This window comes from Franzmannia qiaohouensis, from assembly GCF_031451695.1.
GTDB lineage: Bacteria > Pseudomonadota > Gammaproteobacteria > Pseudomonadales > Halomonadaceae > Franzmannia > Franzmannia qiaohouensis.
Map to the genome: position 1 here is coordinate 90,245 of NZ_JARWAM010000012.1, position 26,001 is coordinate 116,245.

The 26,001-nt window shown below is 60.1% G+C and carries 25 protein-coding genes; 16 read left to right on the plus strand and 9 right to left on the minus strand.

All coding sequences use genetic code 11. The features are described from left to right. The first annotated feature begins 2 nt into the window (after nucleotides 1-2). The 12 genes from QC821_RS16275 (at nucleotide 3) to QC821_RS16330 (ending at nucleotide 11,715) form a co-directional block, all read left to right on the plus strand. A complete protein-coding gene (locus tag QC821_RS16275) occupies nucleotides 3-1,085 on the plus strand; it encodes a glycosyltransferase family 4 protein (protein ID WP_309723759.1) in 1,083 nt (360 codons plus the stop codon). Between the two features lie 24 nt (nucleotides 1,086-1,109). Next, entirely contained in the window at nucleotides 1,110-2,351 is a 1,242-nt protein-coding gene (locus QC821_RS16280; protein ID WP_309723760.1) for a hypothetical protein, read from the plus strand. A gap of 3 nt (nucleotides 2,352-2,354) precedes the next feature. Further along, on the plus strand, nucleotides 2,355-3,467 hold the full coding sequence (locus QC821_RS16285) for a glycosyltransferase family 4 protein (protein ID WP_309723761.1): 1,113 nt from the start codon (nucleotides 2,355-2,357) through the stop codon (nucleotides 3,465-3,467). After that, on the plus strand, nucleotides 3,464-4,132 hold the full coding sequence (locus tag QC821_RS16290; RefSeq protein WP_309723762.1) for a sugar transferase: 669 nt from the start codon (nucleotides 3,464-3,466) through the stop codon (nucleotides 4,130-4,132). The genes QC821_RS16285 and QC821_RS16290 overlap by 4 nt, the downstream gene beginning before the upstream one ends. Beyond that, on the plus strand, nucleotides 4,129-4,962 hold the full coding sequence (locus QC821_RS16295) for an aldolase/citrate lyase family protein (RefSeq protein ID WP_309723765.1): 834 nt from the start codon (nucleotides 4,129-4,131) through the stop codon (nucleotides 4,960-4,962). The genes QC821_RS16290 and QC821_RS16295 overlap by 4 nt, the downstream gene beginning before the upstream one ends. Next, nucleotides 4,962-5,936 (plus strand): D-2-hydroxyacid dehydrogenase, encoded by a 975-nt coding sequence (locus QC821_RS16300; RefSeq protein ID WP_309723766.1) that lies wholly within the window; start codon nucleotides 4,962-4,964, stop codon nucleotides 5,934-5,936. Before QC821_RS16295 ends, QC821_RS16300 begins: the two co-directional genes overlap by 1 nt. A 1-nt stretch (nucleotide 5,937) precedes the next feature. Then, on the plus strand, nucleotides 5,938-6,996 hold the full coding sequence (gene galE, locus QC821_RS16305; RefSeq protein WP_309723768.1) for a UDP-glucose 4-epimerase GalE: 1,059 nt from the start codon (nucleotides 5,938-5,940) through the stop codon (nucleotides 6,994-6,996). After that, nucleotides 6,990-8,267 (plus strand): Vi polysaccharide biosynthesis UDP-N-acetylglucosamine C-6 dehydrogenase TviB, encoded by a 1,278-nt coding sequence (gene tviB, locus QC821_RS16310; protein WP_309723770.1) that lies wholly within the window; start codon nucleotides 6,990-6,992, stop codon nucleotides 8,265-8,267. Before galE ends, tviB begins: the two co-directional genes overlap by 7 nt. Further along, the gene (locus QC821_RS16315; protein WP_309723772.1) at nucleotides 8,264-9,202 is read left to right on the plus strand and encodes a hypothetical protein; all 939 of its coding nucleotides are present in this window, start codon (nucleotides 8,264-8,266) and stop codon (nucleotides 9,200-9,202) included. The genes tviB and QC821_RS16315 overlap by 4 nt, the downstream gene beginning before the upstream one ends. A gap of 78 nt (nucleotides 9,203-9,280) precedes the next feature. Next, a complete protein-coding gene (locus tag QC821_RS16320; RefSeq protein WP_309723773.1) occupies nucleotides 9,281-9,451 on the plus strand; it encodes a hypothetical protein in 171 nt (56 codons plus the stop codon). Nucleotides 9,452-9,593: 142 nt separating this feature from the next. After that, a complete protein-coding gene (locus tag QC821_RS16325; protein WP_309723775.1) occupies nucleotides 9,594-10,598 on the plus strand; it encodes a P-loop NTPase family protein in 1,005 nt (334 codons plus the stop codon). Between the two features lie 43 nt (nucleotides 10,599-10,641). Further along, entirely contained in the window at nucleotides 10,642-11,715 is a 1,074-nt protein-coding gene (locus QC821_RS16330; RefSeq protein WP_309723776.1) for a sugar-transfer associated ATP-grasp domain-containing protein, read from the plus strand. Between the two features lie 136 nt (nucleotides 11,716-11,851). Here QC821_RS16330 and QC821_RS16335 read toward each other — a convergent pair whose 3' ends face one another. The 7 genes from QC821_RS16335 to QC821_RS16365 form a co-directional block, all read right to left on the minus strand. Continuing rightward, nucleotides 11,852-11,995, minus strand: coding sequence for a hypothetical protein (locus QC821_RS16335; RefSeq protein WP_309723777.1), 144 nt, complete (start codon nucleotides 11,993-11,995; stop codon nucleotides 11,852-11,854). Nucleotides 11,996-12,481: 486 nt separating this feature from the next. Further along, complete coding sequence (locus tag QC821_RS16340) at nucleotides 12,482-12,964, minus strand: lasso peptide biosynthesis B2 protein (protein ID WP_309723836.1); 483 nt, start codon at nucleotides 12,962-12,964, stop codon at nucleotides 12,482-12,484. 39 nt (nucleotides 12,965-13,003) lie between these two features. Next, nucleotides 13,004-13,243, minus strand: coding sequence for a PqqD family peptide modification chaperone (locus tag QC821_RS16345; protein WP_309723779.1), 240 nt, complete (start codon nucleotides 13,241-13,243; stop codon nucleotides 13,004-13,006). A gap of 204 nt (nucleotides 13,244-13,447) precedes the next feature. Next, the gene (locus QC821_RS16350) at nucleotides 13,448-13,591 is read right to left on the minus strand and encodes a hypothetical protein (protein WP_309723780.1); all 144 of its coding nucleotides are present in this window, start codon (nucleotides 13,589-13,591) and stop codon (nucleotides 13,448-13,450) included. Between the two features lie 95 nt (nucleotides 13,592-13,686). Further along, entirely contained in the window at nucleotides 13,687-15,624 is a 1,938-nt protein-coding gene (locus QC821_RS16355; RefSeq protein ID WP_309723782.1) for an asparagine synthetase B family protein, read from the minus strand. Continuing rightward, nucleotides 15,621-17,303: a cobaltochelatase CobT-related protein gene (locus QC821_RS16360; RefSeq protein ID WP_309723784.1), complete on the minus strand. Its 1,683-nt coding sequence runs from the start codon at nucleotides 17,301-17,303 to the stop codon at nucleotides 15,621-15,623. The genes QC821_RS16355 and QC821_RS16360 overlap by 4 nt, the downstream gene beginning before the upstream one ends. Further along, nucleotides 17,284-18,249 (minus strand): MoxR family ATPase, encoded by a 966-nt coding sequence (locus QC821_RS16365; protein ID WP_309723785.1) that lies wholly within the window; start codon nucleotides 18,247-18,249, stop codon nucleotides 17,284-17,286. The genes QC821_RS16360 and QC821_RS16365 overlap by 20 nt, the downstream gene beginning before the upstream one ends. 492 nt (nucleotides 18,250-18,741) lie before the next feature. Here QC821_RS16365 and QC821_RS16370 point away from each other — a divergent pair, with 492 nt between their 5' ends. From QC821_RS16370 to QC821_RS16385, 4 genes are read left to right on the plus strand one after another with little or no spacing between them, the layout of a single operon-like run. Further along, entirely contained in the window at nucleotides 18,742-19,944 is a 1,203-nt protein-coding gene (locus QC821_RS16370; protein WP_309723786.1) for a nucleotidyltransferase family protein, read from the plus strand. A 22-nt stretch (nucleotides 19,945-19,966) separates the two neighbouring features. Further along, a complete protein-coding gene (locus tag QC821_RS16375; RefSeq protein ID WP_309723787.1) occupies nucleotides 19,967-21,799 on the plus strand; it encodes an ABC transporter ATP-binding protein in 1,833 nt (610 codons plus the stop codon). A gap of 21 nt (nucleotides 21,800-21,820) precedes the next feature. Next, entirely contained in the window at nucleotides 21,821-23,179 is a 1,359-nt protein-coding gene (locus QC821_RS16380) for an O-antigen ligase family protein (protein WP_309723789.1), read from the plus strand. Beyond that, complete coding sequence (locus tag QC821_RS16385) at nucleotides 23,176-23,691, plus strand: zinc ribbon-containing protein (RefSeq protein ID WP_309723791.1); 516 nt, start codon at nucleotides 23,176-23,178, stop codon at nucleotides 23,689-23,691. The genes QC821_RS16380 and QC821_RS16385 overlap by 4 nt, the downstream gene beginning before the upstream one ends. Here QC821_RS16385 and QC821_RS16390 read toward each other — a convergent pair whose 3' ends face one another. Both QC821_RS16390 and QC821_RS16395 read right to left on the minus strand, forming a co-directional pair. Further along, nucleotides 23,692-25,056 carry a hypothetical protein gene (locus tag QC821_RS16390; RefSeq protein WP_309723793.1) on the minus strand — a complete coding sequence of 455 codons (1,365 nt, stop codon included), beginning with the start codon at nucleotides 25,054-25,056 and terminating at the stop codon, nucleotides 23,692-23,694. It abuts the gene before it with no gap. 48 nt (nucleotides 25,057-25,104) lie between these two features. Next, entirely contained in the window at nucleotides 25,105-25,983 is an 879-nt protein-coding gene (locus QC821_RS16395; protein ID WP_309723795.1) for a LysR family transcriptional regulator, read from the minus strand. Nucleotides 25,984-26,001: the final 18 nt, after the last annotated feature.

The window sequence follows — 26,001 nt, forward strand, 5'->3', positions numbered from 1 at the left end:
TTATGAGAATTCTTCACATTATCTCTTCTGCAGCTGCGGGTGGAGCTGAAATTTATGTTAGAGATCTTTCGGTTGAGATGGTCAAGGCTGGACATGAGGTGTTTATTCTTTTTCTAGACAGAGCCTCGGAAGCAGGAAGGGATGGTGGTTTTGAAGCTGGCTTTTTAAATGAAATTGAAAGCCATGGCATCGAGTATGACTTTATTGGCAAGGATGCTCGAAAGAGGCCGTGGCGCGGTGTCAGGAAAATCAATCAGGTGGCTGATAGATTTTCCCCGGATGTTGTGCACTGTCACTTGTATTATGCTGCCATTTTTTCGCTCTTCGTGAAAAATGCAAAAGTCGTTTACACCCATCACAATATTCGCCTTGGTGCTAAATCGATAATTTACAAGCTGCTGGACATGAAAGTTTCCAGGTATATAGGTATCTGTCTAGCTTGCAAGAAGCTTCTAGAAGGTGTTTCTCGTAAGAAGGTCGAAAGAATCGATAATGGCGTGACACCGGAGCGCATTCAAAGACGTATACGAGGTGGTGAGCACTCGGCTGATGATATAGTGCAGTTAATCAGTGTCGGAAGATTGTCTGATCAAAAAAACCTGTCGCTGATGATATCTTCACTAGCCAAATTAACCGACGCCCGTTATCACTTGAAAATAGCCGGTGAAGGCGGGCTACGCGAAAGTTTGGAGCAGTTGGTGCGGGAAAAAGGGCTATCAGACCGTGTGGAGTTTCTGGGTAATGTTAGCAATGTAGATGAGCTGCTTTACGATGCCGATGTCTTTGTCATGTCATCTGCCTGGGAGGGGCTACCGATTGCCCAGATAGAAGCGACTCTCAGTGGGCTTCCGGTTGTAGTGACCAACGTCGGAGGGTGTGCTGAAATCGTGCACAAAGCATGTAATGGCATTGTTGTCGACGAGTTGGATGAAGAGGGGTATGCTGCAGCATTACAAAAAATGCTGACGAATAGTGAGTTGCGCCATTTGCTCTCCCGCAACGCGCTTGATTACTCGGGTGATTACTTGATTAAAACTTCTGCCGATAAGCATATTGCCTTATACCAAGAAGCTATAACGGTCTGACACTGGCCCTTTGACGAGACATATATGATACCGGCACTTTTTGTTGTTGTGATGCTTGCGCTGTCATTCGTTTTTTGCTTGATGGTGTCCATGAAGCATCGTTGGCTGCTATGGCCTATCATGGTTGGCTTTGCGTTTCGGGCTTTATTGATGGTGCTTGACTACTACGGTATCTTTTCTCCTCCTGGGGCGGAGGGCGATGCTGTCGTTTTCACCAGAACAGCATATCAATGGTCTTTGCTGGACTGGGATCGTCTGTTTAACACTTTCAACTATAGTGCTTCTTACGTATACAGTACTATTGGCGCGGTTTTTCTAAAGGCATTTGGTTATAATCACTTCGTATTGCCTGTGCTGAATTTCCTGGCAGGCTTGATAGGGATATTTCTCACCGGCATCATGGCGTACCGCTTGTGGGGTAGGAAGCCCGCAATCATCAGTGCCTATATCATGGCACTGTTTCCTTTTGCAGCATTCAACTCGGTGATAGCACTACGCGAAGAGTTTTCCATCGTCGTTTTTCTACTGGGCGTATATTTCTTCCTTAACTGGGTGTCTGGTAAAGGGACTATCTGGATATTTGCAGCCTTCTCCATGTTTGCCGTGGCGCTGATGATTCACCCGGGATGGATTGGGGCCATGGTGGGTATTGCCTTGTACTTGGGATACTTTTCGTTCAGAACACTGGTGTCGTCGATCAAGGGCGGGGCGACGACTCGTCAAGTGGCCAGCAAGTTCTTCTCTGCTGTGGCGCTTTTCGCCGTGGCCATGCTGATTGTCGTAGGTAGCGGTGGTATCAACTTGGCTAAAGGGATCACCATCGGAGGGGATGATGACGACGGGGGCGTAGAGGAGCTCATCGAGTCTCGTTTCCAGAGGGAGGGCCGTGGTGGTTCGGCGTATCCTAGCTTTGTTGCACGAGGTAATCCCTATGCCCAGCCGTGGCTGATCCCCATGCGGGTGGCCTACTTCACGTTCTCACCCTTTCCTTGGGATTTACGTAGCCCGCGTCAATTGATGGGTGTCTTGGCCTCGGGCATGTACATGTTTCTTGCTTGGCGCCTATATAAGGGCTGGCATCGAGTCAGGCGCAAGGAGGAGTGTCTTGCGCTGATGTTCATGGCGGGCGCATTGATCTTCGTATTCGCTATCGGGGTGACCAATATCGGCACGGCTATTAGGCATCGGACGAAATTCCTGGCTCTCTGCACGCTGCTGGCCGCTTCGTCCTTCGATAGATTATCCATCCGTTTGAGAAGGCATTGATTCGTGGATTTATTGATCATCGCAGGGAATGCGCGCTCCCTGATCGCCAACCGTGGGGACCTGGTAAAAGAGATGCAGGCACGAGGGCTGGTCGTGGCGGCGGCGGTGCCCACCGCCGACTACCTGCCTGAGGTCGAGGCGTTGGGCATCGAGATCCACCCGATCGAAATGGGGCGTACCGGCATCAATCCGCTACATGATATCAAGACGCTGTGGTCGCTTTATCGCCTGATCCGCCGGCTCAAGCCCAAGGCGGTATTCGGCTATACCATCAAGCCGGTTGTATACGGCAGCCTGGCGGCCAAGGCTGCGGGAGTGCCGCGCATCTACTCGATGATTACCGGTTTGGGCCATGTGTTCACGACTGACAGCCCCAAGAATCGTCGCTTGCAGAAAGTAGTGTCGTGGCTGTATCGAGCCGGCCTTGCCTGCAACCGCAAGGTGTTTTTCCAGAATCCCGATGACCTCCAGGAATTTACCGAGCGCGGCATCCTGCGCGATCCCGGCAAGGCCGTGCGCACCTACGGGTCAGGGGTGGATATGCAGCGCTTTACCGCCACCCCACTGCCGGAAGGGGATTTGACGTTCCTGTTCATCGGGCGGCTGTTGACCGAGAAAGGCGTGGCAGAGTTCTGCGAGGCAGCTGGCCAGTTGCGTACCGAATACCCCGCGACGCGTTTTATTGCGGTCGGCCCGCACGACCCCAACCTGCCACACTCCTGCTCTGTCGAAGACCTCGAACGCTGGAAGCAGGAGGCGTGCGTGGAGTTCATCGGCGGCGTGTCAGACGTTCGGCCGTGGATAGCGCAGTGCTCCGTGTTCGTGCTGCCCTCGTATCGCGAGGGGACGCCACGCTCGGTGCTCGAGGCGATGAGCATGCGGCGGCCAATCATCACCAGCGATGCGCCGGGCTGTCGGGAGACGGTGGAAGATGGTGTAAACGGCTTTCTGGTCGCGCCACGCACCAGTGGGCCCTTGCTGGAGGCGATGCGACGCTTCGTCGAGGAGCCAGCGCTGGTGCCGCAGATGGCCGAGGCGTCCTGGACACTGGTCGAGCGTCACTACGACGTTCGCAAGGTGAATAAAGTGATTCTAGAGGCAATGGAGTTGGCATGAGGGAAGGCATCAAACGACTTTTCGATGTGATTGCCAGCGGAGCGGGCTTGATCGTGCTGGCACCGCTGCTGCTGCTGGTCGCGGTGTGGATCAAGCTGGATAGCGCGGGGCCGGTGTTTTTCATGCAGCAGCGCGCCGGGCGCAATGAACGGCCGTTCAGCATCTTCAAGTTTCGTACCATGCAGCATCGTGCGCCGGAGAGCATCGACCAGCATCAGGAGCAGGTGGTAAGCGCAGGGCACGACCCGCGAATTACCCGGGCCGGCCGTATCATTCGCGCCACCAGCCTCGATGAACTGCCGCAGCTTATCAATATCTTCAAGGGTGACATGAGCGTGGTCGGGCCTCGGCCGGTGCTGATGGAGCAGACCGAGGTGGTGCCGCCGGGATACAAATCGCGCTTCAGCGTGCGGCCAGGGCTGACCGGCCTTGCCCAGGTCAGAGGTCGGCGCAGCCTGGGCTGGCTGGAGCAGCTGGCCCACGATGCCGAGTACGTCGAGAAGCAGAGCCTGGCACTGGATCTCAAGATCCTGTTGCTGACGGTCAAGGTGGTGGTGATGGGCAGTGGAATCTATGGTGAGCCGGGGCTCAATTGGCGCACCTATCGTGACCGGTTGAATGGGCAGCCGCCCAAGGACAGCGACGTTGAGGAGGCCATGCGATGAGCCAGCTCAACTTCATGATGATTACGGCAAGCCCGGATGTGGCCGCGTTCATCGAGCAGCATGACGTGGCGCGCATCTTCATGGATCAGGAGGTGCTGGGGAAGGCCGAGCGTCAGGGGCACCTGGACACCCACAAGGCGGCGCACTCCCTCGAAGAGATTGCTGCGGTCGCGGCGGTGCTGAAACGCGCGGAGCTGATGGTGCGGCTGAATCCGCTCAATGCATCGACCCGCGAAGAAGTGGAGGGTGCGCTAGACCACGGCGCGCAGCGTTTGATGTTGCCGATGTTCTCCACTCGCGAGGAGGTTGGCAGGTTCCTGGACATGGTCAATGGGCGCGTCCCCGTGACGTTTCTGGCCGAGACGGCCGCCTCGCTGGTGCGGTTACCCGACTGGATCGGCTTGCTGACGCCGGGGCATGATGAAGTGCACATCGGCCTCAACGATCTCTCCTTGAGCATGGGCCTGGGCTTTCTGTTCGAGCCCATGGCGGCACGCTTGCTGGACCCTGCTGCGGCACAACTCAACCAGGCTGGGGTGGCGTGGGGCGTCGGTGGCGTCGCGCGGATTGGGCAGGGCGAGCTACCCGCCGAAACCGTGCTTGGCGAGCACGTGCGGCTTGGCTCGCAGTGGATCATCCTGTCGCGGGCATTCCACGCCGGAGCCGCGACATCGGCAGGCCTGCTTGAAACGCTCGACTTCCCCGCCGAGATCGCCAAGCTGCGCCAGGCCGAGGCGCACTGGCGCAGCGCCGACGAATCCTCACTACTGGAGAATCAGCGCCAACTCGCCGAGTGTGCCTACCGCTTGGGTAGCCGGGGAGCTGCATGATGCCGCCACCCATCCAGCGCGTACTCTACCTCCAGAAAGCCGAGGTGCTTGCACAGCAGCGCGTCCTGGTGACCGACACCCTGCGGGCAGCGCTACCCGAGGCGGAGCTCCTTTTTGCCGACAGCGTTGAGGCCGTGCCGGCCCATGCCGAGGTAGATGTGGTGATTACCCCGACGCTGCCGTGGCTGCCCGATGCGTTGGCAAGGCTCGGCACGTATCGCTGGCTGCACTTTCTCTCCGCCGGCGTGGAAAAGATCTGGTCGATGGATTTCGACAAGTCCTCGATCTGGATGACCAAGAGCAGCGGCGTACACGGGGCGCCGATGAGCGAGTACGCCATCGGTGCCATGCTCTACTTCACCAAGCAGTTCGGCCGCTTTCACGATCAGGCCAGGCAGGCGCTATGGCAGCGCAGCTGGCTGGGCGAGCTGACCGGTAGCCAGCTCACCGTGCTGGGGCTTGGCCATATCGGCCAGAGCCTTGCACGGCGCGCCAAGGCGTTCGATATGCAGGTGGTGGGCACTCAGCGCACACCTCGCGCCATCGCCGGCGTCGACAGGGTGGTGACGCTGGAGGAGATCGGGCCGGAACTGGCGCGCACCGATTTTCTGGTCGTCTGCCTGCCACTGACTCAGGCCACCTATGGGGTGGTGAGCGATGCGCTGTTGGCTCAGCTCAAGCCTGGCGCGGTGCTCGTCGATATCTCGCGTGGTGGGGTGGTAAACGGCGAGGCGCTATTGCGGGCCTTGGACAGCGGCACGCTCAAGGGCGCCGCCCTGGATGTCTTCGAGCAGCAGCCATTGCCTGCCGAGTCGCCACTATGGAAACGCAGCGACCTGCTGATCACGCCGCACGTGTCGGGCACCACGCCGTTCTACCTCGAGAGAGCGATTGGGGTGTTCACCGATAACCTGCGTGCCTACCAGCAGGGCAAACCCTTTACTACGGCGGTGAGCATCGATGCCGGATACTGATATGCAGCAAGGCAAGATTCTTGTCACGGGGGGCGCGGGATATATTGGCTCGCACACCGCGCTGGCCCTTCTCGAGGCGGGATACGAGGTGGTGGTGCTGGACAGCCTCGTCAATGCATCGCGGGAGGCGCTGCGCCGCGTCGAGCAGATTACCGGCCGCGCCTTGACCTTCATCGAGGGCGACGTGCGCGATCGCGCATGCCTGGACACGCTCTTCAGCGAGCACGCGATTCATGCGGTGATTCATTTCGCGGGTCTGAAAGCCGTCGGCGAAAGTGTCGCGCAGCCGCTGGCCTATTACGACACCAACGTCAACGGCTCCTTGACGCTGTGCCAAGCGATGCAGCAGGCCGGGGTTTTCCGCCTGGTGTTCAGCTCCTCGGCCACGGTCTATGGGCCCGACGCGCCGGTGCCGTACCACGAGAGCATGCCACGTGGCCGTACCTCGAACCCCTATGGCACGTCCAAGGCGATGGTGGAACAGGCCCTCGAGGATCTGGTGCTGAGTGACGGGCGCTGGTGCGTGGCGCTGCTACGCTACTTCAACCCTATCGGCGCGCACCCGTCGGGCAAGCTGGGGGAGGACCCGCAGGGCATTCCCAATAACCTGATGCCCTACATCGCCCAGGTGGCGGTTGGGCGCCGGCCCTCGTTGACGGTGTTTGGCAACGACTATGCCACCGCAGATGGCACCTGTGTGAGGGATTACCTGCACGTGATGGATCTAGCGGAGGGGCATGTCAGTGCGCTGGGGCGCCTGCACGAGCCCGGCACGCATGTCTATAACCTGGGGACCGGCCAGGGGCTTTCCGTACTGGAGGTCGTCGAGGCGTTCGCGCGTATCAGCGAGCGGCCGATTCCCTACCACTTTGCACCGCGCCGCGAAGGGGACCTGGCGGCGTTCTGGGCGGACCCGCACAAGGCCCACCGAGAGATGGGCTGGCAGGCGCTTCGCGGCCTCGACGAGATGATGGCCGACACCTGGCGCTGGCAGCGCCATAACCCCAACGGGTATCGCACCGAGATCAACACACCATCACAAGGGACATCGCAATGCTGAGCATGGATAACGTTCGTTTGGGAGTCATCGGCCTGGGTTACGTGGGGCTACCACTCGCCGTAGAGTTCGGCAAGGTGATGCCTACCGTGGGCTTCGATATCAACGCCAACCGCATCAGTGAACTGCGCGACGGCATCGACCAGACCCTCGAGGTCGAGCCGGAGCTGCTGGCGCAGTCGACGCAGCTCAGCTTCGAGGGCGAGCTCGAGGCTCTGCGCGACTGCAACGTTTATATCGTCACCGTGCCGACGCCAATCGATAGCAGCCGGCGCCCCGACCTGACACCGCTGATCAAGGCCAGTGAAAGCCTGGGCCAGGTGGTGGCCAAGGGCGACATCGTCATCTATGAGTCAACGGTCTACCCAGGGGCCACCGAAGAGGATTGCGTGCCGGTCATCGAGCGCATCTCCGGGCTTGTCTACAACCGTGACTTCTTTGCTGGCTATAGCCCCGAGCGCATCAACCCGGGCGACAAGGAGCACCGCGTCACCACCATCAAGAAGGTGACCGCGGGCTCTACCCCGGAGGTGGCCGACTTCGTCGATGCCCTGTATCGGCGGGTGATCACGGCCGGCACCCACAAGGCCAGTTCGATCGCGGTCGCCGAGGCGGCCAAGGTGATCGAGAATACCCAGCGTGACGTCAACATCGCCTTGATCAATGAGCTGTCGATGATTTTCAACCGACTGGGGCTGGACACCGAGGAGGTGCTCGAGGCGGCTGGCACCAAATGGAATTTCCTGCCGTTTCGGCCGGGGCTGGTGGGTGGGCACTGCATCGGCGTGGACCCCTACTACCTGACGCACAAGGCTCAGCAGGTAGGCTACCACCCCGAGGTGATCCTCTCCGGGCGACGCATCAATGACGGCATGGGCGCCTACGTGGCGTCGCAGCTGATCAAGCAGATGATCAAGAGCCGCATTCACGTCGAGAAGGCGCGCGTGCTGGTGATGGGGCTGACCTTCAAGGAGAACTGCCCCGACCTGCGCAATACTCGGGTCGTCGATATTCTCAAGGAGCTGGGTGAGTACGATATTCAGGTCGACGTCTTTGACCCGCATGTCAGCAAGGACGAAGCTGAACGTGAGTACGGTATACGGCCCATCGAGTCGCCCGAGGACGGCGCCTATGACGCCGTGATTCTCGCCGTGGCGCACCGCGAGTTCCGTGATCTCGGGGCATCGGTCATGCGCGCCTGGGGCAAGCCGGAACACGTGCTGTACGACCTGAAGTATCTGCTACCCAAGGGGCAGGCAGACCTGCGTCTGTGAGGCCACGCTACCACTATCACACCTATGGGTTTGATATTGCCTCCCAGATACCGCTGCCAGAGCTCACCGAGACCCCACCCTGCGCTTCACCGGATGTCGAGATAGTGGTCGGCGAGGTCGAGGATGTATTGGAGGGGGGCAGGGCGGTCAACCAGTGGCTGCAGCTGGGTGAGCGTCAATGCCAGGTGCGGGTCGATGGCATCGCCCGCTATCGCATTGAAGACGGCCGGCGGATCGTCGTCGACCGGCGTGACTCAGGCAGTGGCGACGAGCCGGCTGCGCCCTCCGATATCCGCGTCTACTTGTTGGGTACCGCCTTTGGCGTGCTGGCGCACCAGCGTGGCTGGCTGCCGCTGCATGTCAGCGCCATCAAGGCACCCGGCGGCGTATGGGCCTTTACCGGCGAATCCGGTGCTGGCAAGTCCACCCTCAGCGCCTGGCTGCATCACTATCATGGGTGTGAGCTGGTCACCGATGATGTGGCCGTCGTAAAGCCTGCCGATGCCGAGCCGCTGCTCTACCCTGGCCCGCGCAAGGTCAAGCTGTGGAAGCAGACGCTGGCAGCGCTTGAGTGGGATACCCAGGGCGCGCAGCGCGATCTGACGCGCGTCGACAAGTTCCACCTGACGCTCGAGGCAAGCCAGGCATCACGGCCTGAGCCCCTCAGGGCGTTGGTGGTGCTGGAACGGGGAGGCGGCGATGAGCCCGTGCAACTGACGGAAGTGCAGGGACCCGAAGCTCTGTTTCTGCTGCTCGAAGCGCTCTATCGACCCGAACTGGGTCGCCCGTATAACCCGCCAGAGGCGATGATGCGGGATTGCCAGGCGCTGGCCGAGCGCATACGCGTCTACCGCTACCGACGCCCCTGGGATCTGCAGGAGGTATCTCGCTCTCTCGAGCCACTTTTGCATCAGATGGATTTGACTATTGCTTAGGACGATTTATAGTGTAACCGCAGGTTATTTTTTGTTAATAAAAACACTGTTTGTTATCCGCAATCAGGAGAAAAGATCATGCAGGGTTCCGAAAGCCGTAAGGCATACGAGTCACCCGCTGTGGTAGCCATCGGCTCCATGGCAGAAAAAACTGAATTTTGGGGCTGGAAGCACTATCTGTGGCAGAGAAAGCTGGATCATTGGCGTTCCAAGAAGCCAAGCTATCCGGATGAGCCCGAGTACTCATGATGCAAGGGCACTAGCCACTCACGGCCTGCGGCGCCTCGGCGCCGCAGGCTTGTTTCTGCGGTGGCGGTGGCGTAGGGGGCAGTGCTTACGAGCACGATAGAATAAGGGAGTTTGGATAGTGGCCAGTCAAGGAAAAGAGCCGGTGTCAGGTCGTGCCGCATCCATGCAGGATGAGCGACGCGGCAATGTGCCTGCCAGCGATGCGCGTTACTACTACCACACCTATGGTTTGAAGATAGAGTCCCGCTTGGAACTGCCCGAGCTGCCGGTCATTGCGCCCTGCGACCAACCCGATGTCGTGATAGAGACGCCCGGCGTTGCGGATCAGTTGGACGACGCCACCTTTCGCAAGGGCTGGTTGGAGATGGGTGATGATCGCTGCCAGATCACCATCGAGGGCATTGCCCGCTACCGGGTCGAACATGGCCAGCGGATCCTGCTCGACCGTCGGGTGCCCCGCGGCGTCGACCCTGTCGCCGACCCAGGCGATATTCGCCTGTTCCTGCTAGGCAGTGCGCTTGGCGGGCTGCTGCATCAACGGCACTGGTTGCCGCTGCATGTCAGTGCCTTGAAAACTCCCGGGGGCGTATGGGCGTTTACCGGCCACTCCGGCGCTGGCAAGTCGACGATCGGCGCTTGGTTGCACTATACCCAGGGCTGGCCGCTGGTGACCGACGATGTTGCCGTGATCAAGCCCCATGAGGAGGTTCCCTACCTCCACCCCGGGCCACCCAGGGTTAAATTGTGGAAGGATGCCCTGGCTGCGCTGGGCATTCAGACCGAAGGCCTGGTCCGCGATCTTACGCGGGAAGACAAGTATCACCTGATGCTCAACAAAGGCTTCCAGGACCATCCCTATCCGCTCAAGGCGCTGGTCATGCTCGAGCGTGCGGAGGAGGGCGAAGCAGCGAGCCTCCAGCGCATCACGGGGGTCGAAGCCTTCAAGTCGGTGATGGCCACCCTCTACCGGCCCGAGATGGGCACTGAGTTCCACAGTCCGCAAGGGCTGATGCGTGAATGCACCAAGCTGGCGGGCAAGATTGAGGTCTATCGTTTCCGTCGCCCCTGGTCGCTGGAGGATATGAATACCAGCATTGAACCTTTACTGGAAAGGATCATGCAGAGCCAGGACCCCGGGGAGCGCTAGCGGTGAGTATTGCCGGTCTCGCAGTGTTCGACATGGCACGCTGATGGCAGCGTCAGCTATCAAGCGCCTCGTCAAGCAGGCAGCTCTGCGCGTGCAGCGCGAGCGCTGCCATGCCCAGCACGCCAGGATGGCACAGCGGTTACTTGCCAACATCGAGCAGTACAACGGAGCGCTTGATTCATCTATTCGGCGGCAGGCGCGTGACTATGCCCACGAGGTATTAGGTAGCGCGAAATACGCCCCCTGGCTGAAGGTATATTCTGCCGTTCATGGTGCATTCGTGGAGGGATGGATCCCTGGCGATTACTATCAGTTAGTTGTGTTGCCATGCAAGAACGGCCAAATCGGCCAAGCGACCAATACCAAGACCCTGACCAAGCGTTTGCTGAACTCAACCGCTTTGCCGGATATCGCCTATCTCATCGATGGGATAGGTTATGCTGCGGACTATTCCGTGGTGAGAGCCCCTGCCTTGATTGATCTGCTGTTCGCGGCAGACGAACGTGTCTTCTTCAAGCCCGATCGCTCCTTTCAGGGCCAGGGCATTCGCATTCTTGGAAGAGGCGATATCAGTCCTGAGACACTGGCGAGATTACCCGATGGGGTTTTCCAGCGTCCGGTGATTCAACATCAGATATTCGACGCACTGACGCCCAATTCCACCGCTACGCTAAGACTTACCACCGCCAAAATGCCGGATGGCAGTGTCGAGCTGCGAGCAGCCGATCTCAGGTTGGGAAGGGCGCATGATCGCTATGTCAGGGCGGTAAGTGAAATCAGAGTGCCTGTCGAGATGGCAACGGGGGTACTTTGGCCACGCGGCTTCATGCCTGACTGGCGCCAAGTCGAGTCACATCCCGATACGGGGACTTCGTTCAGCAATATTCAAATTCCCGCCTTTCATCAAGCAGCAGCAGTGTGTCGCCGCCTTCACCAGGACTTTCCGCATCTGGGCTGTATTGGCTGGGATATTGCGATAGATCGCGAAGAGGGAGCCAAAATCATGGAGTGGAATGCGCGGCATAACAGCATTGTGTTTTCCGAAGCGACTACAGGCCCTAGTTTCTTGGGCCTTAATTGGGAAACGCTATGGCAACAACATACTGGTAGCGTATAGCCTTCTTGAAGAACAAGCTGCTATTCGCAGAAAGCATTGTGCGTACTACACAATGATTGATTAGCCTGCTGGTGATAATTTTCCGTCCTTGGGAAGTTGTATTGTGTAGTACGCAATGTTTTAGACGGCTACTACATCAGGAGCCGGGCTTATTAGCCGTATTGTTCAAGCCTCCAGGTGTGTCTGCGTTTGGCAGGTCGCCGGATTGGGTAATTTCAGAAGGCGAACCCAGCGAGACTATTACCGGTGAAACATACTTTTCTTTCTTATCAGTTTTCATGCGACTACTCCATGGTGCTATTGAGACGTATACCTTGATGGACACTTCACCCCTGCTGCTCTGTTAGAATGCTCTTGATGTATCGCCACTCCCTGGATACATCTGATTACATTCTTGTCAAATCTTAGCCGCTGGCCACCCTGCCATCAAGCACATCATTCGCAGTTTACTCAATGCAATCTTCTACAAGCTGTTGATTTTTAATGTTATTTTTTGGTGTTAGGAAAAATCACAATTAGGTGTGAGCTTCACCGTCAGGTTGCGTATCAAAATGTTACATTTAAGGTGGGGTAGTGGTGGTACCTTCTTGAGCATTTAATGTTAGTCGTCGGTAAAGAGCGCCATGCATGATGATGACGCACAAAGCAAATTACACCTTGGGTGATTGATCGAGCCGAGTGGTTTTCAGGACACCACCCGGCTGTTCTGGGAGGAACATATCAGGGGGGCTTGTTCGGGCTGGGCAAGCGGAGGCCGAGTTGGGCCTTACGCGTTCTGTGAGAGAGAGGTGTAGCACCCAACGACAGTGAAAAGGTTAAAGCCGTATCCCCCGGTGACCGCCACACGGCCGGCGGCTACCCAGGCATGGGCCTTGAACTCACCAGTGCTGGGGTCGCGCATGACGCCGAAGTACAGCGAGTAGGGAATGCCATACAAGCCGAGAAGCAGTCGAGCGGTAACTGCTTGAGGGAAACAGTTGGAGACCCATGGCGTATAGCGTGCGGCAAGCCTGATCGCTTGGCCAATTTGGGCTGCTTTGTTTTCTTGCTGAGGAGTTAGCAGGGGAATACACGCGGAGATGCCCACTGGATTGCCGAGATGGGGAGCCAGGCGACGAAACGAGAAAACCAGAATCGTCATTCTGCTCAATCCAAGCAGTATCCAAAGTAAGGGGAGCCAGCGTTTGGCAAAGCCAGGTTGGCGCAAGAAGCTAGTCGCCTTACGCCTGACCTTCTTCATAAACCCCATCTTCTGGGTTTGAAAGTAAGTTCCCACGCAGTAGACGCCCTATTCTACGACTTCTATCAAGTCGATCTTCACTAGCTCGTTGACGAATTTCGACATATCGTCATGGCATGTCGCCGAGTCGGTCTCATATTCTCGACAGATAACTTCCGTGATGCCGTCGATAGAGATCGGTTCCTCGAGCAGTTCCCAGACGCGCGATCCAACGCCTGAGATGCCATAGTACTGCCCTTGATCCACTCCCATCATCACGACGTCACCGTCGATGTTGGCTGCTACCATGTCTGGGTTGCGCTTGAGTAGGGTAGTAGAAGAGATCGTAGAGGATGACATTTTTTCATACTCAGCTAGATATGGTTAATGTATATGACTGGGGTCTTACGGCCATCTTTTGCATTTATGAGCGATGACTTTTCAATAAGAGCCGCATATTGCCACGAAGTGGCAATATGCGGCTAGTTTGCTAGACATCAACGCAAGCTGAGCTTAGGAGCCCGGCTTGTTGGCGGTGCCGTCTGAACCCCCAGGGGTGTCTGCGAGCGGCAGGCCACCTGACTCGGTGATGTCTTTCAGAGCGCCCAGCTCCTGAACGGAAGGGCTAGCATAGGGCTTGCGATCCATCTGGGTCATAATGTTCATCCTTTAGTTGCGTTGCCGGATTGAATGGCAACCCCTCCAGTATAGCGAGTGGTTGGATACTCATCTACTTATTTTTTTACACAAAGTTACTCATTTTCTTCGTCCGCATAGCGGATGAAGGTTCCCACCGACAGCCCTCTCAGCAGCTTGTAACGGTAGCGCCTCTCTATCTCTGGGGAGGCCCATCCCCCCTTTGGCCACTCATCCAGGGCCTGTTGCAGCGCGTCAAGGTCCAAAAAGTGGCTAGCACTGCCATGCGCCTTGAGCCGCTCGAGTTCTGCACGCAGTTCGGGAATGGCTTGCTCGGTTTGCTCGTACCAGTCGGCGGCCTGCAGGCCGCGTGTCTTGGCATGCAGAATCTCGTCAGGAAGCACGTCTGCCATCAGCTTCTTGAGGAGCGACTGTGGCTCGCCGTCTTTCAGATACTGGGAATCGGGCACTGCCAGACAAAACTCCATGAGACGCACGTCGGCGGTGGGGTCGCGATACTCGACGCCGTCAACGTTGGCGGCAGCATTGTACTCACCGGTGTCGGTGAGGTAGAGCACGTCGATGCGGTGCTGTCGGCCATTGGCGGGAGGCTGGTAGGTCAGGTCAAAATCCAGCTCACTGGCACGCTTGCGTGTATTCAGGTTGCGCGACAGTCGGGGACTGACGGCAGAGTGGTTGCTGAGCTCCCACGCCCGATTGCGATACTTTTCGAATGCCTGCCACAGCGGGCGGGGGAGTAGCGGGGCAGTGGAGAACTTAACCATCTGGCGCCATGTCATGGTGGGGTACTGGCGCTTCATCTCCTTGTAGACCCGCCATAGGGTCGGCCAACGGCCAGTGCGTAGCAGCTGCGGTAGATAGGGCATGCCGTCATAGGAGATGCCCATATTGCCCTTGTCGCCGCACAACAGCGCTTTGACACCGCGCCTGGCGGCGTCCTCCCGAATGGCTGCCGCCCAGGCCACGTTACAGGCGTTGAGTGGCGCTCGATCCAGCATCTCTGTGGTCTCGTGGAGGTTATCCAGTGGGGAGGTGCCGTCGGTACGGATCAAGACATGTTCGACGTTGCTGAATCGATCGGCGACCTTGCGTGCCGCTGGGCCTTCATCGGCATGGCGGCCGCTGGGCACTGGGCCGTCGAAGTTTTCACGCGGTACGGCGGTGTAGGCGATGAGCGGCTTGTGCTGCTGGGCTAATTGCTGGGCGGCGAAGGCAGTGACGGTCGTACTGTCTTTCCCAGAGCTCAGGTGTGTGGCAACGGGTCCAACGGCACGCAGTCGACAGGCCACCGCGCGATTCAAGTGTTCACGCAGGGCGTCCACATACGCCTCATCGCTCTCGAGGTGAATCTCGTAGTCGGGATCGAACTGGTGATAGCGCTGTGCGCTGAGGCGCTCATCTTCGAGCAGCACGGTATGCCCAGGCTCAACGCGATACACGTCCTTGAAGAAGGAGGCCGGTCCTGTCATGGGCAGCATGCACAGGTAATCATGCAGCTGCTCTTCACAGATCGCCTTGCTTAGCCCGGGGATGGCGAAGAGTGCCTTGGGCATGGTGGCGAAGGCGAACAGGTCGTGCCGCTTATACCAGAACAGCGGGCGGTTACCCAGTGGGTCGCGTGCCAGCCACAGTCGCTTGCGCTTGGGCTGCCAGCATGCCAGAGCAAAGTCTCCGAGCAGGTGCTTCGGGGTGTCCATGCCCCAGTGCCGACAAGCGTGCAGGGCCAGATCGCTGTCGGCCATCAAGGCGAGTTCCGAGGTTGCTATTTCAAGTGCCGTGGCAAGCTCGTCGCGGTTGTCCAGACGACCGTCGAACACCACCACCATGTCCGATGCAGCATCCACCAGCGGCTGGTGGTCCAGGCTATCCTCCGGCGTCGTGCGAAGCAGGGTGCGCAGCATGCCGCTGGCGCCTTGCTGCCATGCATGCTGGGCATCCCGCCCGTAAGGTGTCAGCAGTACCTGCATCCGATGCAGTGTGTCGCGGTCGATGGCTTGACCGTCGAGTTGTAGCAGGCCTGCTATGGCACTCATGAGCGTGTCTCATCTTGCACAGCGTGGGTAAGAAGATCGCCGAGCCGCTCGAACAGCGATTCGGCGACCGCTTCCGGCCGGCGCACGGTCAGCGCCTGACGATAGAAGCGTGCGACATCCTGGCCGGTGCCGATGGCCGCCAGGCTGATCGCGCTCTGGTCGATCTCCTGGATGACGCGCCTGAGGTGTTGCTCGAGGAACTCTCGGCCATTGGCCTGAGCCGTTGCCTTGTCGTAGGGCGCGCCGTCGGAGAGTACGATCAGCACCTTGCGCGGTTGTGGCTGACGAATCAGGCGTTTGGCTGCCCAGTAGAGAGCTTCACCGTCGATGTTCTCGTGACCCAGCTCATCGCGTAGCAACAGCCCCAGGTGCTGGCGGGCGCGACGCCATGGCTGCTCTGGCGTTTTATAGATGATATGGCGAACGGCATTCAGCCGCCCCGGTATCTCCAAGCTTGGGCCGGCCTGCCACTGCTGGGCCAGGGGATTGTCGGCACTGAAGCGCGTCGTGAACCCCAGTACTTCGCAACGTATCTTGCACAGCTCCAGGGTATGCACCGCGAGGTCGATCGCGATCGCCGCGATGCGTCTGCGTTCGCCCCGCATGGAGCCGGATTGATCTACCAGCAGCGTCACGCAGGCCTCGGGCACTGGGGCTTGCTGTTCGACGCGAAACACCCGTCGGCTTGGGTTGTCGCCAATCAGCCTGGCCAGGCGGCGGCTGTCGAGCCGTCCCTCATCCTGATCGAACGACCAGTGGCGTAGACGTGCCGCCATCAGGCGTCGCTGCAGGCGATGCGCCAACTGGCGGAGCCGCCTGCGGTCTGGCATGTCCAGCTGCTTCAGGGCGATGGCATCATCACTGCGATACCAGAAGCTCGCTGGCTGTTGCTCGTCCCAGGCACGCGAGTACACCGCATAGCCTTGCTGGCGGTCGTCGCGTTCGTTTTGCTCGTCCTCCATCGTTTGAACATCGTGGGGGCGACCCGCAGCGGTGAGTTCGGCGTCAGGGTCCTCCTCTGCAGAGCCATGCCGAGAATTGCCGTGTAGCGTTAGCTGGGGTGGGTGGCTGTCAGCGTAGTAACGGGCAAGACGCTTCACGATGGGCGTGACAGACTCACTGAAGGCGCGGCTGTCCTCCAGGTGGTGCGAGGCCGCACTAAGCGCATGCAAGATATCGCTATCCTGCAAATTCTCCAGCGGCGAACCTTGTTGGTTGCCCGCCGCGCCGGGCGCAAGCAGTTTTTTCAGCCACGAGGGGCGAGAGACTGGCTGGACTGGAGGGGCTTGAAGAATCGTTGGGGGATGCTGGGGTTGCCCAGCAAGGAGAGTGCGTGAGGCCCGGTAGAGGGCGGCCATGGCGCTGTCGTCGGGTGCCGTTAGTTCGGCATGCATCAGGTTACTGGCCATGCCGGGGAGGTGGCGTGAGGCTAGCGTCTCGACTCGCGCTCGCTCGATTAGGGCGTACCAGCCCCACTCCTGCTCGCTGAACGCGTTGTCCTGGTCGGGATCGTGCCAGCGACGCCATGCTGCCAGGGCATCTGCTTCGCCACGACTGAGGGTGTTGCAAGGAGAGGCTACGCCCAGTGGCTGAACGGACGAGTGACCAGCAGCGTAGGTGCGCGTCCACGCAGTGATCAGCTCTGAAGCACGACTGGGATCAATAGATGCCTGAGACATGGGCCGTGCCCTGCAGTAACTCAGCGTCGAAACAGCGCTGGTAGAGTTCAGCGACCAGCGGGCGCTCGGTGTCGTCGCAGCGGTTAACGAAGGCCAGTCGCAGCGCTTCTTCTGTGTCGTCGATGAGCGTGATATTTTCTCCCCAGGAGACCAGTGTGCGCAGCGAAAGCAGCGAAGAAAGATCGCCCTGTTGGAAGGCCCTGCGAGTCAGCCCGGCGAAGGTCACCATGCGCTCGACGATGGTCGCCTCAAGATCGGGTAGTCGGGCCTTGAGTATTTCCTGCTCTTGGGCGGGGGGCATATAGCCGAGCTCCGACACCACATGCCAACGATCCATCTGTGCCTGGTTGAGAGCCTGGGTGCCGGCATAGAGGCCCGTGGCGTCGCCTTGCCCAGCCGTATTGGCCGTGGCAAACAGGCGAAATGCCGGATGCGGGGTAATCACCCGATTCTGGTCGAGCAGGGTGAGGCGCCCGTGGCTTTCGAGCAGGCGCTGTATGACGAACATGACGTCGGGGCGGCCGGCATCGTATTCATCGAAGACGATCGCAACGGGCCTCTCCAGGGCCCAGACCAGGATGCCCGGGACGAACTCGGTGACCTGCTTGCCGTCGCGGATCACAACCATGTCACGGCCAATCAGGTCGGCACGGGTGATGTGTCCATCGAGATTGATGCGGATACAGGGCCAATTGAGTCGCGCGGCTACCTGTTCGATATGCGATGACTTGCCGCTCCCGTGGGGGCCATGCAGGTATACGCGTCGATTGTGGGTAAAGCCCATGAGTATGGCTTTCGTGACGTCTGGCATGAAGCGGAACGCAGGGTCGAGTTCCGGCACGTGTTCGTCGGGGTCACTGAATGCGGGAACGGGCCACGGCAAGTGCAGCTGGAACGTATGCTCGGTATCGCAGAATGAGTCTGGGCTCGAAGGGGCGTCGTTCATGGCCGCGCAAAGCATTCCTTGTTTGAGAACGTGAGTATCGTGCCATCCAATGGCACGCCAGGCGTTCGGTTGACGATGAATCTAACCTAGCAGAATGGCTGACATGGGAGCAATGCTGTCAGCGAAAAATGTGTTTTTATGTTAATGATGGCGGGGCGAAGTCTGCTCGCGGCAATCGGTGTGAAAGCAGTTCCTACCCGTGAGCCCGGTGATGATGCGGGATGTGGCGGCCATGGGGAGCTGTCCGTCGCATGACTGGCGGGCTGTTATTTTGTCACTAGACTGTTAATATTACTGCCGTAGGCAGCCCCCGCTGGCATCGTTTGTCGCACGTGGGCAGCATTCCTGCAATACGCAGGAACGCTAGGCGCGTCTAGCTTGCGACGCGATGAGATCTCGTACCAGGGAAGCACGAAAAATAATGCAAGTCTTTGATAAAAAGGCGCAAATATGGCTGAAAGTTGGCGCCAAAGTCAGTAAGGGACGCTCGTCATGACAGTTACGCTCAACGCGCCGACTCAGTTGGATCCTTGTTTACGGTTGTTGATACTCCTCGCACGGCTGCAGCTCACGGAGGCCCAGCGCCTTGCTGCGCTCGCGCTCTGTGAGGAAATCGAGGACTGGGAGCAGTTTACACACCGGGCCCAGGAGCGATTCGTGCTGCCGCTGGTGTATCGCCACCTGCGCAAGCTCACGCCACCGTCGCTGCCCGAAGCACAGCTCGATCTGATGAAGCTGCACTCCCTCAGCGTTCTGCAATACAACATGAATGTGACGGCGGCGCTGCGTGACCTGGTCAAGGACCTGCTGCAGCCCCTGGAGCTCCAGCATGTGTTCTTCAAGGGACCGACGCTGGCCGAGCGGTATTATGACGAGCCGGCCATGCGCTTCTGCCAGGATATCGATGTGCTGGTGCCTCGCGAGCGCATGGCCGAGTTACTGGAGCATGCGTTGAGTCAGGGGTATTCCCCGCTCGACCCTGCGGCGCTGGAGAGTGATGCGACCAGCCTGGCATTCGTCTCGCGGGTGCAGAAGGTCATTACGCTGGTGTCACCGCGGCGGATCGCCATCGAGTTTCATCAGCGCATCGACAACATCGGCTCGATCTACGATTCTCGCCAGGTGTTGGCCATGGCCGAGCCGATGCGCCTTGGTAGCCGCTACATATCGGTGATGCCGACCGCAGAGCTGTTCGTCTATATCTGCTGGCATCACACCAAGCACTACTGGTCCCACTTGCACTGGCTGGTCGACATGGACGCCATCCAGCGCCACCCCAGTTTCGATCTCAAGGCCGTCATGGCGTGTGCAGACCGACGTAACCTTCGCGCCACCGTGGAGGCCTCCCTGGAGCTGTTCAATACCCTGGCAGACCCCGAGCTATGGGAAGGCAAGGCGCTATCGGACAATGGCAGGGAGATGCTGGCCATGTCATTGAAAGCCATGCAGGGCGACCACCAGGTCGAGCTTGCCATGCGCCGCCAGAAGGCCACGCCAGACTTCTCGTTCAGCTGGCAAACCAACGCACGGCAATGGTTGCGCTGGAAACTGCTGGGTTGGACGCGCCTGTTCCGGCCTAGCTATGCTGACTACCAGAGTTGGCCGTTACCCCAAGGGTGGCAGTGGCTCTATCGAGTCACCCGCCCGTTTCGCGAATCCTATGTGCGCATCACCTCCGGAAGCACCCATAAATGAACCTGTCTGATGGCGGCCAACCATGATCCAGACCGATAAGCTGCTTGCTCCTGTGCTGACCTTGCGGCGCATCCTGCCCATGCTGTGGAAGAGCAGCCGCAAGTGGACGGTGCTTAGTACCTTGCTGATGGCGCTGGAGGTGGTGTTTGGTCTGGCGGTGCTGTATCTCCTCAAGCAGCTGGTAGACGTCGTTACCCAGATGCTCGGCAGTGAGGGTGAACCCGGCGGGCTGTCGCATGTACTGCTCTATGTCGCGTTGACCGGTGCGAGCACTGTCGCTTTCATCGCTGCGCGAAGCCTGTCGGGGTTGGCCCGTGAAGCCCAGGGCATGATGGTAGCTGACTACGTCGACCGCGAAGTGCATTCACGCGCTGTGCGAGCCGACCTGGCATTCTACGAAAGCCCGCGCTATCACGATACGCTGGAGCGGGCACGTCAGTCCGGCAACCAGCGGCCGGCCCAGGTGGCCAGTAACCTCATGATGCTGGGCAAGAACAGCCTGATGCTGGCGGCCGTGGTGGTGCTGATCATGACCATCAACTGGCTGCTGCTGCCGGTCCTGTTGATTGCCATCGTGCCGGCCTTGCTAGTGCGCATCTACTTTACGCGCTACCTGTATGAGTGGCAGCGGCGGCGCACGCAGATGGAACGTCGCGCAGCCTACCTTGACTGGCTGATGACCTCCGACATCAACGCCAAGGAGCTGCGTCTCAATCAGCTGGGCGACTACCTTCGCGACCAGTACTCCAAGCTGCGCGGTACCATTCGCGGCGAGAAGCTTGCGATCACCAAGCGGCGCACCAGTGTCGAGATGGTGGTGGCCAGCATTGCCTCGGTGGCTTTTTTCGGCTCGCTGGGCTTCCTTGCCTGGCAAACCGCCGAAGGGCGCAACAGCGTTGGCGACCTGGTGCTGTTCCTGCTGATCTTCCAGCGCGCACAGTCGATGGGACAGGAGCTGGTTCAGCAGCTCTCCAAGCTTTACGAGGACCATCTCTACGTCGGCTTGCTGTTCGAGTTTCTGGATATCCGGCCTGCCATTGCCGAGCCTGAAGTGCCACGCGAGGTCCCCGCTGAGCCCCGTGAAGGGGTGTGCTTCGAGAACGTGGGATTCTGCTACCCCGGCACCGATAGCCAGGTACTGCACAATATCGACCTGACCATTCGCCCAGGGCAGATCGTGGCGTTGGTCGGCGCCAACGGGTCGGGCAAGACGTCGCTGATCAAGCTGCTATGTCGGCTTTACGATCCGACCTCGGGACGCATTACACTCGATGGCATCGATGTGCGTGAGTTTGGTATCGAAGATTATCGCCGTGTTTTCAGTGTGATTTTTCAAGACTACACACACTATGCGACCAGCGTGCGTGACAATATCCGCTTTGGCGATATTCGCGAGCCGGAAGACACGCCCGCCGTAAGAGCCGCGGCCATCAATGCCGGAGCGGCGCCCTTCATCGAGAACCTCAAGCGGCAGTACGATACCCCGCTGACCCGAATGTTCGATGACGGCCAGGAACTGAGCATCGGCCAGTGGCAGAAAATCGCCTTGGCCCGGGCGTTCATGCACCGCTCAAACGTCATCATCCTCGATGAGCCCACCAGCGCGCTGGACCCGGGGGCAGAATTCGAACTGTTCGAGAACTTCCGCGAGCGGATCGACCACCGTGCGGCACTGGTCATCAGCCACCGCCTCTCGACCGTCAGAATGGCCGACTACATCTATGTGATGGACAAGGGGGTGATCTGTGAAGCCGGCACCCACGATGAACTGATCAAGCGTCAAGGTATCTACTGTGAGCTGTTCAGGCGTCAGGCGCACCACTACCGAGAGGTCGATGCTGAAGAGACCCCCTGATCGATTTAGGCTGACGTGCCGATGAAGCTTGGCCAGGCGATTGGTCATGCCAACAGCGCATTGATGCTGGCCTTCGTTGCCCTGCTGGTGCTGATTCCTGACGCCCATAGAATTGTTGCGCTCGCGGGGCTCGGGCTGTGTCTACTGATCGCTGCGGCGGCACGTGGCGGGCAGTACGCAAGGCTCGATCGGGATGACGCCTGGTTCTGCGCTGCACTGATGCTCTACGGTGCTGTCTGGTTGCTTGATGTATGGCGTTCGGGGCACTGGCCAGTCATCGAGAGGGCGGGCATTCGCGCGCTGCCGATCTGGCCACTGTTGGCGGTGCCGCTGCTGATCGCTTTGCGGTGCTACCCGCCCAATCCACGCATGCTGTGGTGGGGCGCCTGCTTGGGCGCCTCAGGGGCGGGGCTGATTGCGCTCTATGAGCGACTGGTGCTTGGGGCTGAGCGGGCCAGCAACGGTATCAATGCCATTCCCTTCGGTAATCTCTCTCTGCTGCTGGGCTCGCTGGCGCTGATGGCAGTGCTATGGCGCCTGCGCTATCGCTCGGCCCGGCATATTTCCTTACTGGTGCTTGCGCTGTTGGCCGCTGCCCTGGGGCTATTGGGCTCGGTGCTGTCTGGCACGCGCGGGGGCTGGGTGGCAATACCTTTCATGCTGCTGCTGGTCTATCGCGCTGCCCGGGACGTCTTGCCACGCCGAGTTCTGCGCCTCGGGGTGGCGGGGCTGGCAGCGCTGATGCTGGTGACTGTCATGCTGCCACACAGCGGTGTCGGTGAGCGTGTGGGGCAGGTAACAAGCGATGCGCAGCGCTACTGGCAGCAGGGCAAGGCCGGCAACTCCCTGGGCATGCGTCTGGAGCTGTGGCGTGCCGGGGCGATCATGGTCGCTGAGAAGCCACTGCTCGGCCATGGCGAGCGCCATATGGAGGACGCCCTGAGAGCCTTGGCCGAGGAGGGCAGGGTCTATGACCGCGTCATCATCCATGTGCAACTGCATAACGAGATCATCGACACCGCGGCACGGCGAGGGCTAATCGGGGTGCTGAGCCTGGTGCTGCTATATGCAGTACCACTGTGGTTATTCTGGAAGAAGCTGCGCCGGTCCCGCCATGCGCCCGACCTGCAGATACTGGCTGCCGCCGGCATGATGGTGCCGGTGGCCTTCTTCGACTTCGGGCTGACGCAATCGATGTTGCGTGATCTGCGAGGCTTGAGCGGCTACTTGGGATTGTGCGTAGTGTGCTGGGCGGCACTCCGCGCTCGCGAAGAGGCGCTTGCAGCCGCACGGTCTGGGTCGTGTGGTTTGCATCCAGGCGCTAATATTGAAGATGATGAAGACAGGTTTTTCGTCCAGCGTTCAAGGAGCAGATCATGAGCGATCGCAATGAGTCACCGCAGGAGCATCGCCTGCGCGAAGGGTATGAACGCATGCTGGCGCGTCTCCAGGAGGGCGCCGACGAACTGTCATGGGAGGCATTGCAGCAGGATCTCGACGATGCGGTGGAGTTCGAGGCCGAGCTGGAAGAGTTCACCAAGGACGAGCTTGCGCTGCTGCGCGCCTGGGTCGAGCGCGACCTCAAGGACATGCGCCGCTATCTTTCTGCCGGTGGTAACAGCGTGGCCAACTGGCTGGGCATCGATCTTGCGGTGCTGTCGCGCAAGGTCAGCGAGGCGCTGCTGTCGGTGGCCGACCGCAGTGTTGTCGACCGCGAGCGGCTCGAGGACGACCTCGAGGCGGCCCAGGCCGACTACTGCGAAGGCGAGATTGCCGCTCCCGGGCGCATGGCCTGCGTGCACTGCGACGCCAGGGTCACCCTCGAGACGGTCACCCGCATCGAGCCCTGCCACCAGTGTGGGCATCGCTACTTTGCCCGCGCCTCCGACTGATCAGGCGAGGAGGCGGTCGAGCAGGACGATGCCGGCCACCACCGCCAGGGACATCACGGCGGCATAGGGGGCGTTGAGGCGCATGGTGCGATAGCCGCTGACGCCGTAGCGCCCCTGCAGCGAGAGGTTGATCCCTGACAGCGGCCCCACCGCCGTGCCTACGCCCCAGGAGGCCAGTGCCACGAAGGCCAGCAGCGTGTAGCGGCTGCCCTCGAGGTCGAGCATCGAGGCCAGCGTCGAGACGCCGATGATCGGATGCAGGCCGACGATGGCACTGGCGACGATGACCGCATAGCTCGCCACCGCCTGGGGTGCGCCGAAGTGCGCGAACAGCACCCACTCGCCGCCCGTCACGGCGGCGATCAGCGTCGACAGCCCCTGAGTAAAGAGTCCCGCCGCCAGGAACAGCGAAATCTCGCCGCGCATGCTCGGCAGCCGCCTGCGGGTATGCTCGACGATGCGCCGTCGCGTCCAGCGCAACCCCTGGGGCAGGTTGCTGGCCAGCGCCGCCGCCGGCAGCAGGAAGGTAATGATGCTGACGATCGACAGCCCAGGCGTCAGGCCGTAGTGAAACAGCATCACCAGGCTTGCCATGGCCACTGGCATCAACAGGTTGGCTGGCGACATGGCGAAACCGGGGGTCGCGGCGAGGTCGAAGCGACGCTGCAGTTCGAGGCAGGTCAGCAGCCCTGACAGAGCCCCCAGGGGTATGCCCAGGGCGAGAATCCACAGGAAGTTCATCTGCGGCGCCAGGCTCATTACCACCCCCATCGAGGCGAAGAACGGCGACCAGAACGCGGCGCTGGAGAGCCCGCGGTTGAGGGCAAGTATCTGTGGCTCGCTGAGGCTAGCCGGCGTGCCGTCGCGCGAGGCGCCAAGCGAGCGCAGCCGGTCGCCGACCATGAAAATCGTGGATAGATTGAGGATCGCCCCGAGTAGATGCACGCTGAACCAGGTACTGAGTATGCCGTGCCAGCCGGTCAGGCGGGTGCCGCTTCGCCCCGGGCTCTGGGTGCCGATCAGGCTGATGAAGCTCACCCCCACCAGCATCGCCACCACGTAGGTATTGCCGTCCAGCGTCCATGCCCACGCTACCTCGGCGCCGTAGCCCAGCCGCGCTGCCACCAGCATGCCAGCGCCCAGCGCAATCAGCGCGCCGGCCTGGTAGCGCGAGCGAGTGGGAATGTCGCGCCACAGCAGCAGGACCGAAAACCACAGCAGGTAGCCCACCGGCAGTGAGGTTACGTCTGCGCCGGTGAACAGCAGGATCTGCCAGATCAGGCCAGCGAGGATCGCCACGCCAGCGATGACCTGGCGTGGCGTTGGAGAAGCAGGGTGGGCGTTACGGGCATCCTGAGCGGGCATTCAGTATCCTGGGTGAGACGCAGCGTCGCGGCACATAAAGTTAGCATCCTAGGGAGTTTGGCGGGCCTCGTCGAGCAGGGCCATCATCGAGCGGGCGGCATTCGAGAGGGTGCGGCTCTTGTGCACCAGATAGCCCAGCGGCCGCTCGATGGGGCGGTGCTCGATGTCCAGCACGTGCAGGCTGGCGTCGATCAAGGACTCCGGCAGCACGCTCCAGCCAAGGCCGATGCTGACCATCATCTTCAGCGTCTCGAGATAGTTGGTGGAGAGCGCTACCTGTACCTGCAGGCCGTCGCGGGCGAAGGTGTCGATCACGATGCCGCGGGTGAAGGTCAGCGGGCCGGGCAGTACCGCGTCGTGGCCCGAAAGCGCCGATAGCGCCGGCGTGGCGCCCTGGGCCAAGGGATGGTCTGGGGCGCAGACGAAGCGCAGCCGGTCGACCCACACCGGCACTACCGTCAGTTGCGGGTCGGGCACCGGCGCCAGGGTTACCACGGCGATTTCTAGTTCACCGTCGAGTACCTCCTGGTACGCCTGTTCGGAGTCGAGGAAGCGCATGTCCAGGCGTACCTCGGGATGCGCGCGGGTATAGCGCTTGAGCAGCGGCGGCAGGCGGTGCAGGCCGATATGGTGGCTAGTGCCCATGGTCAGGCTGCCCGCCACGTCGCCGCTCAGGTTGGAGAGCGCGCGGCGGCTGTCGTCGACCATCACCAGGATCTGCCGCGCCCGCGGCAGCAGCAGCCGGCCCGCCTCTGTCAGCGACACGCGGCGATTGATGCGGTCGAAGAGGCGGGCACCGACCTGCTCCTCGAGGCTGGCGATACGCTTGCTCACCGCCGGCTGGGTGAGATGCAGCTGCTCGCCGGCCAGCGAGAAGGAGCCGTGGTCGGCCACGGCGAGAAAGGCTTGGAGGCTTTGCGTATCCACGCTATGTATTCCTTATAG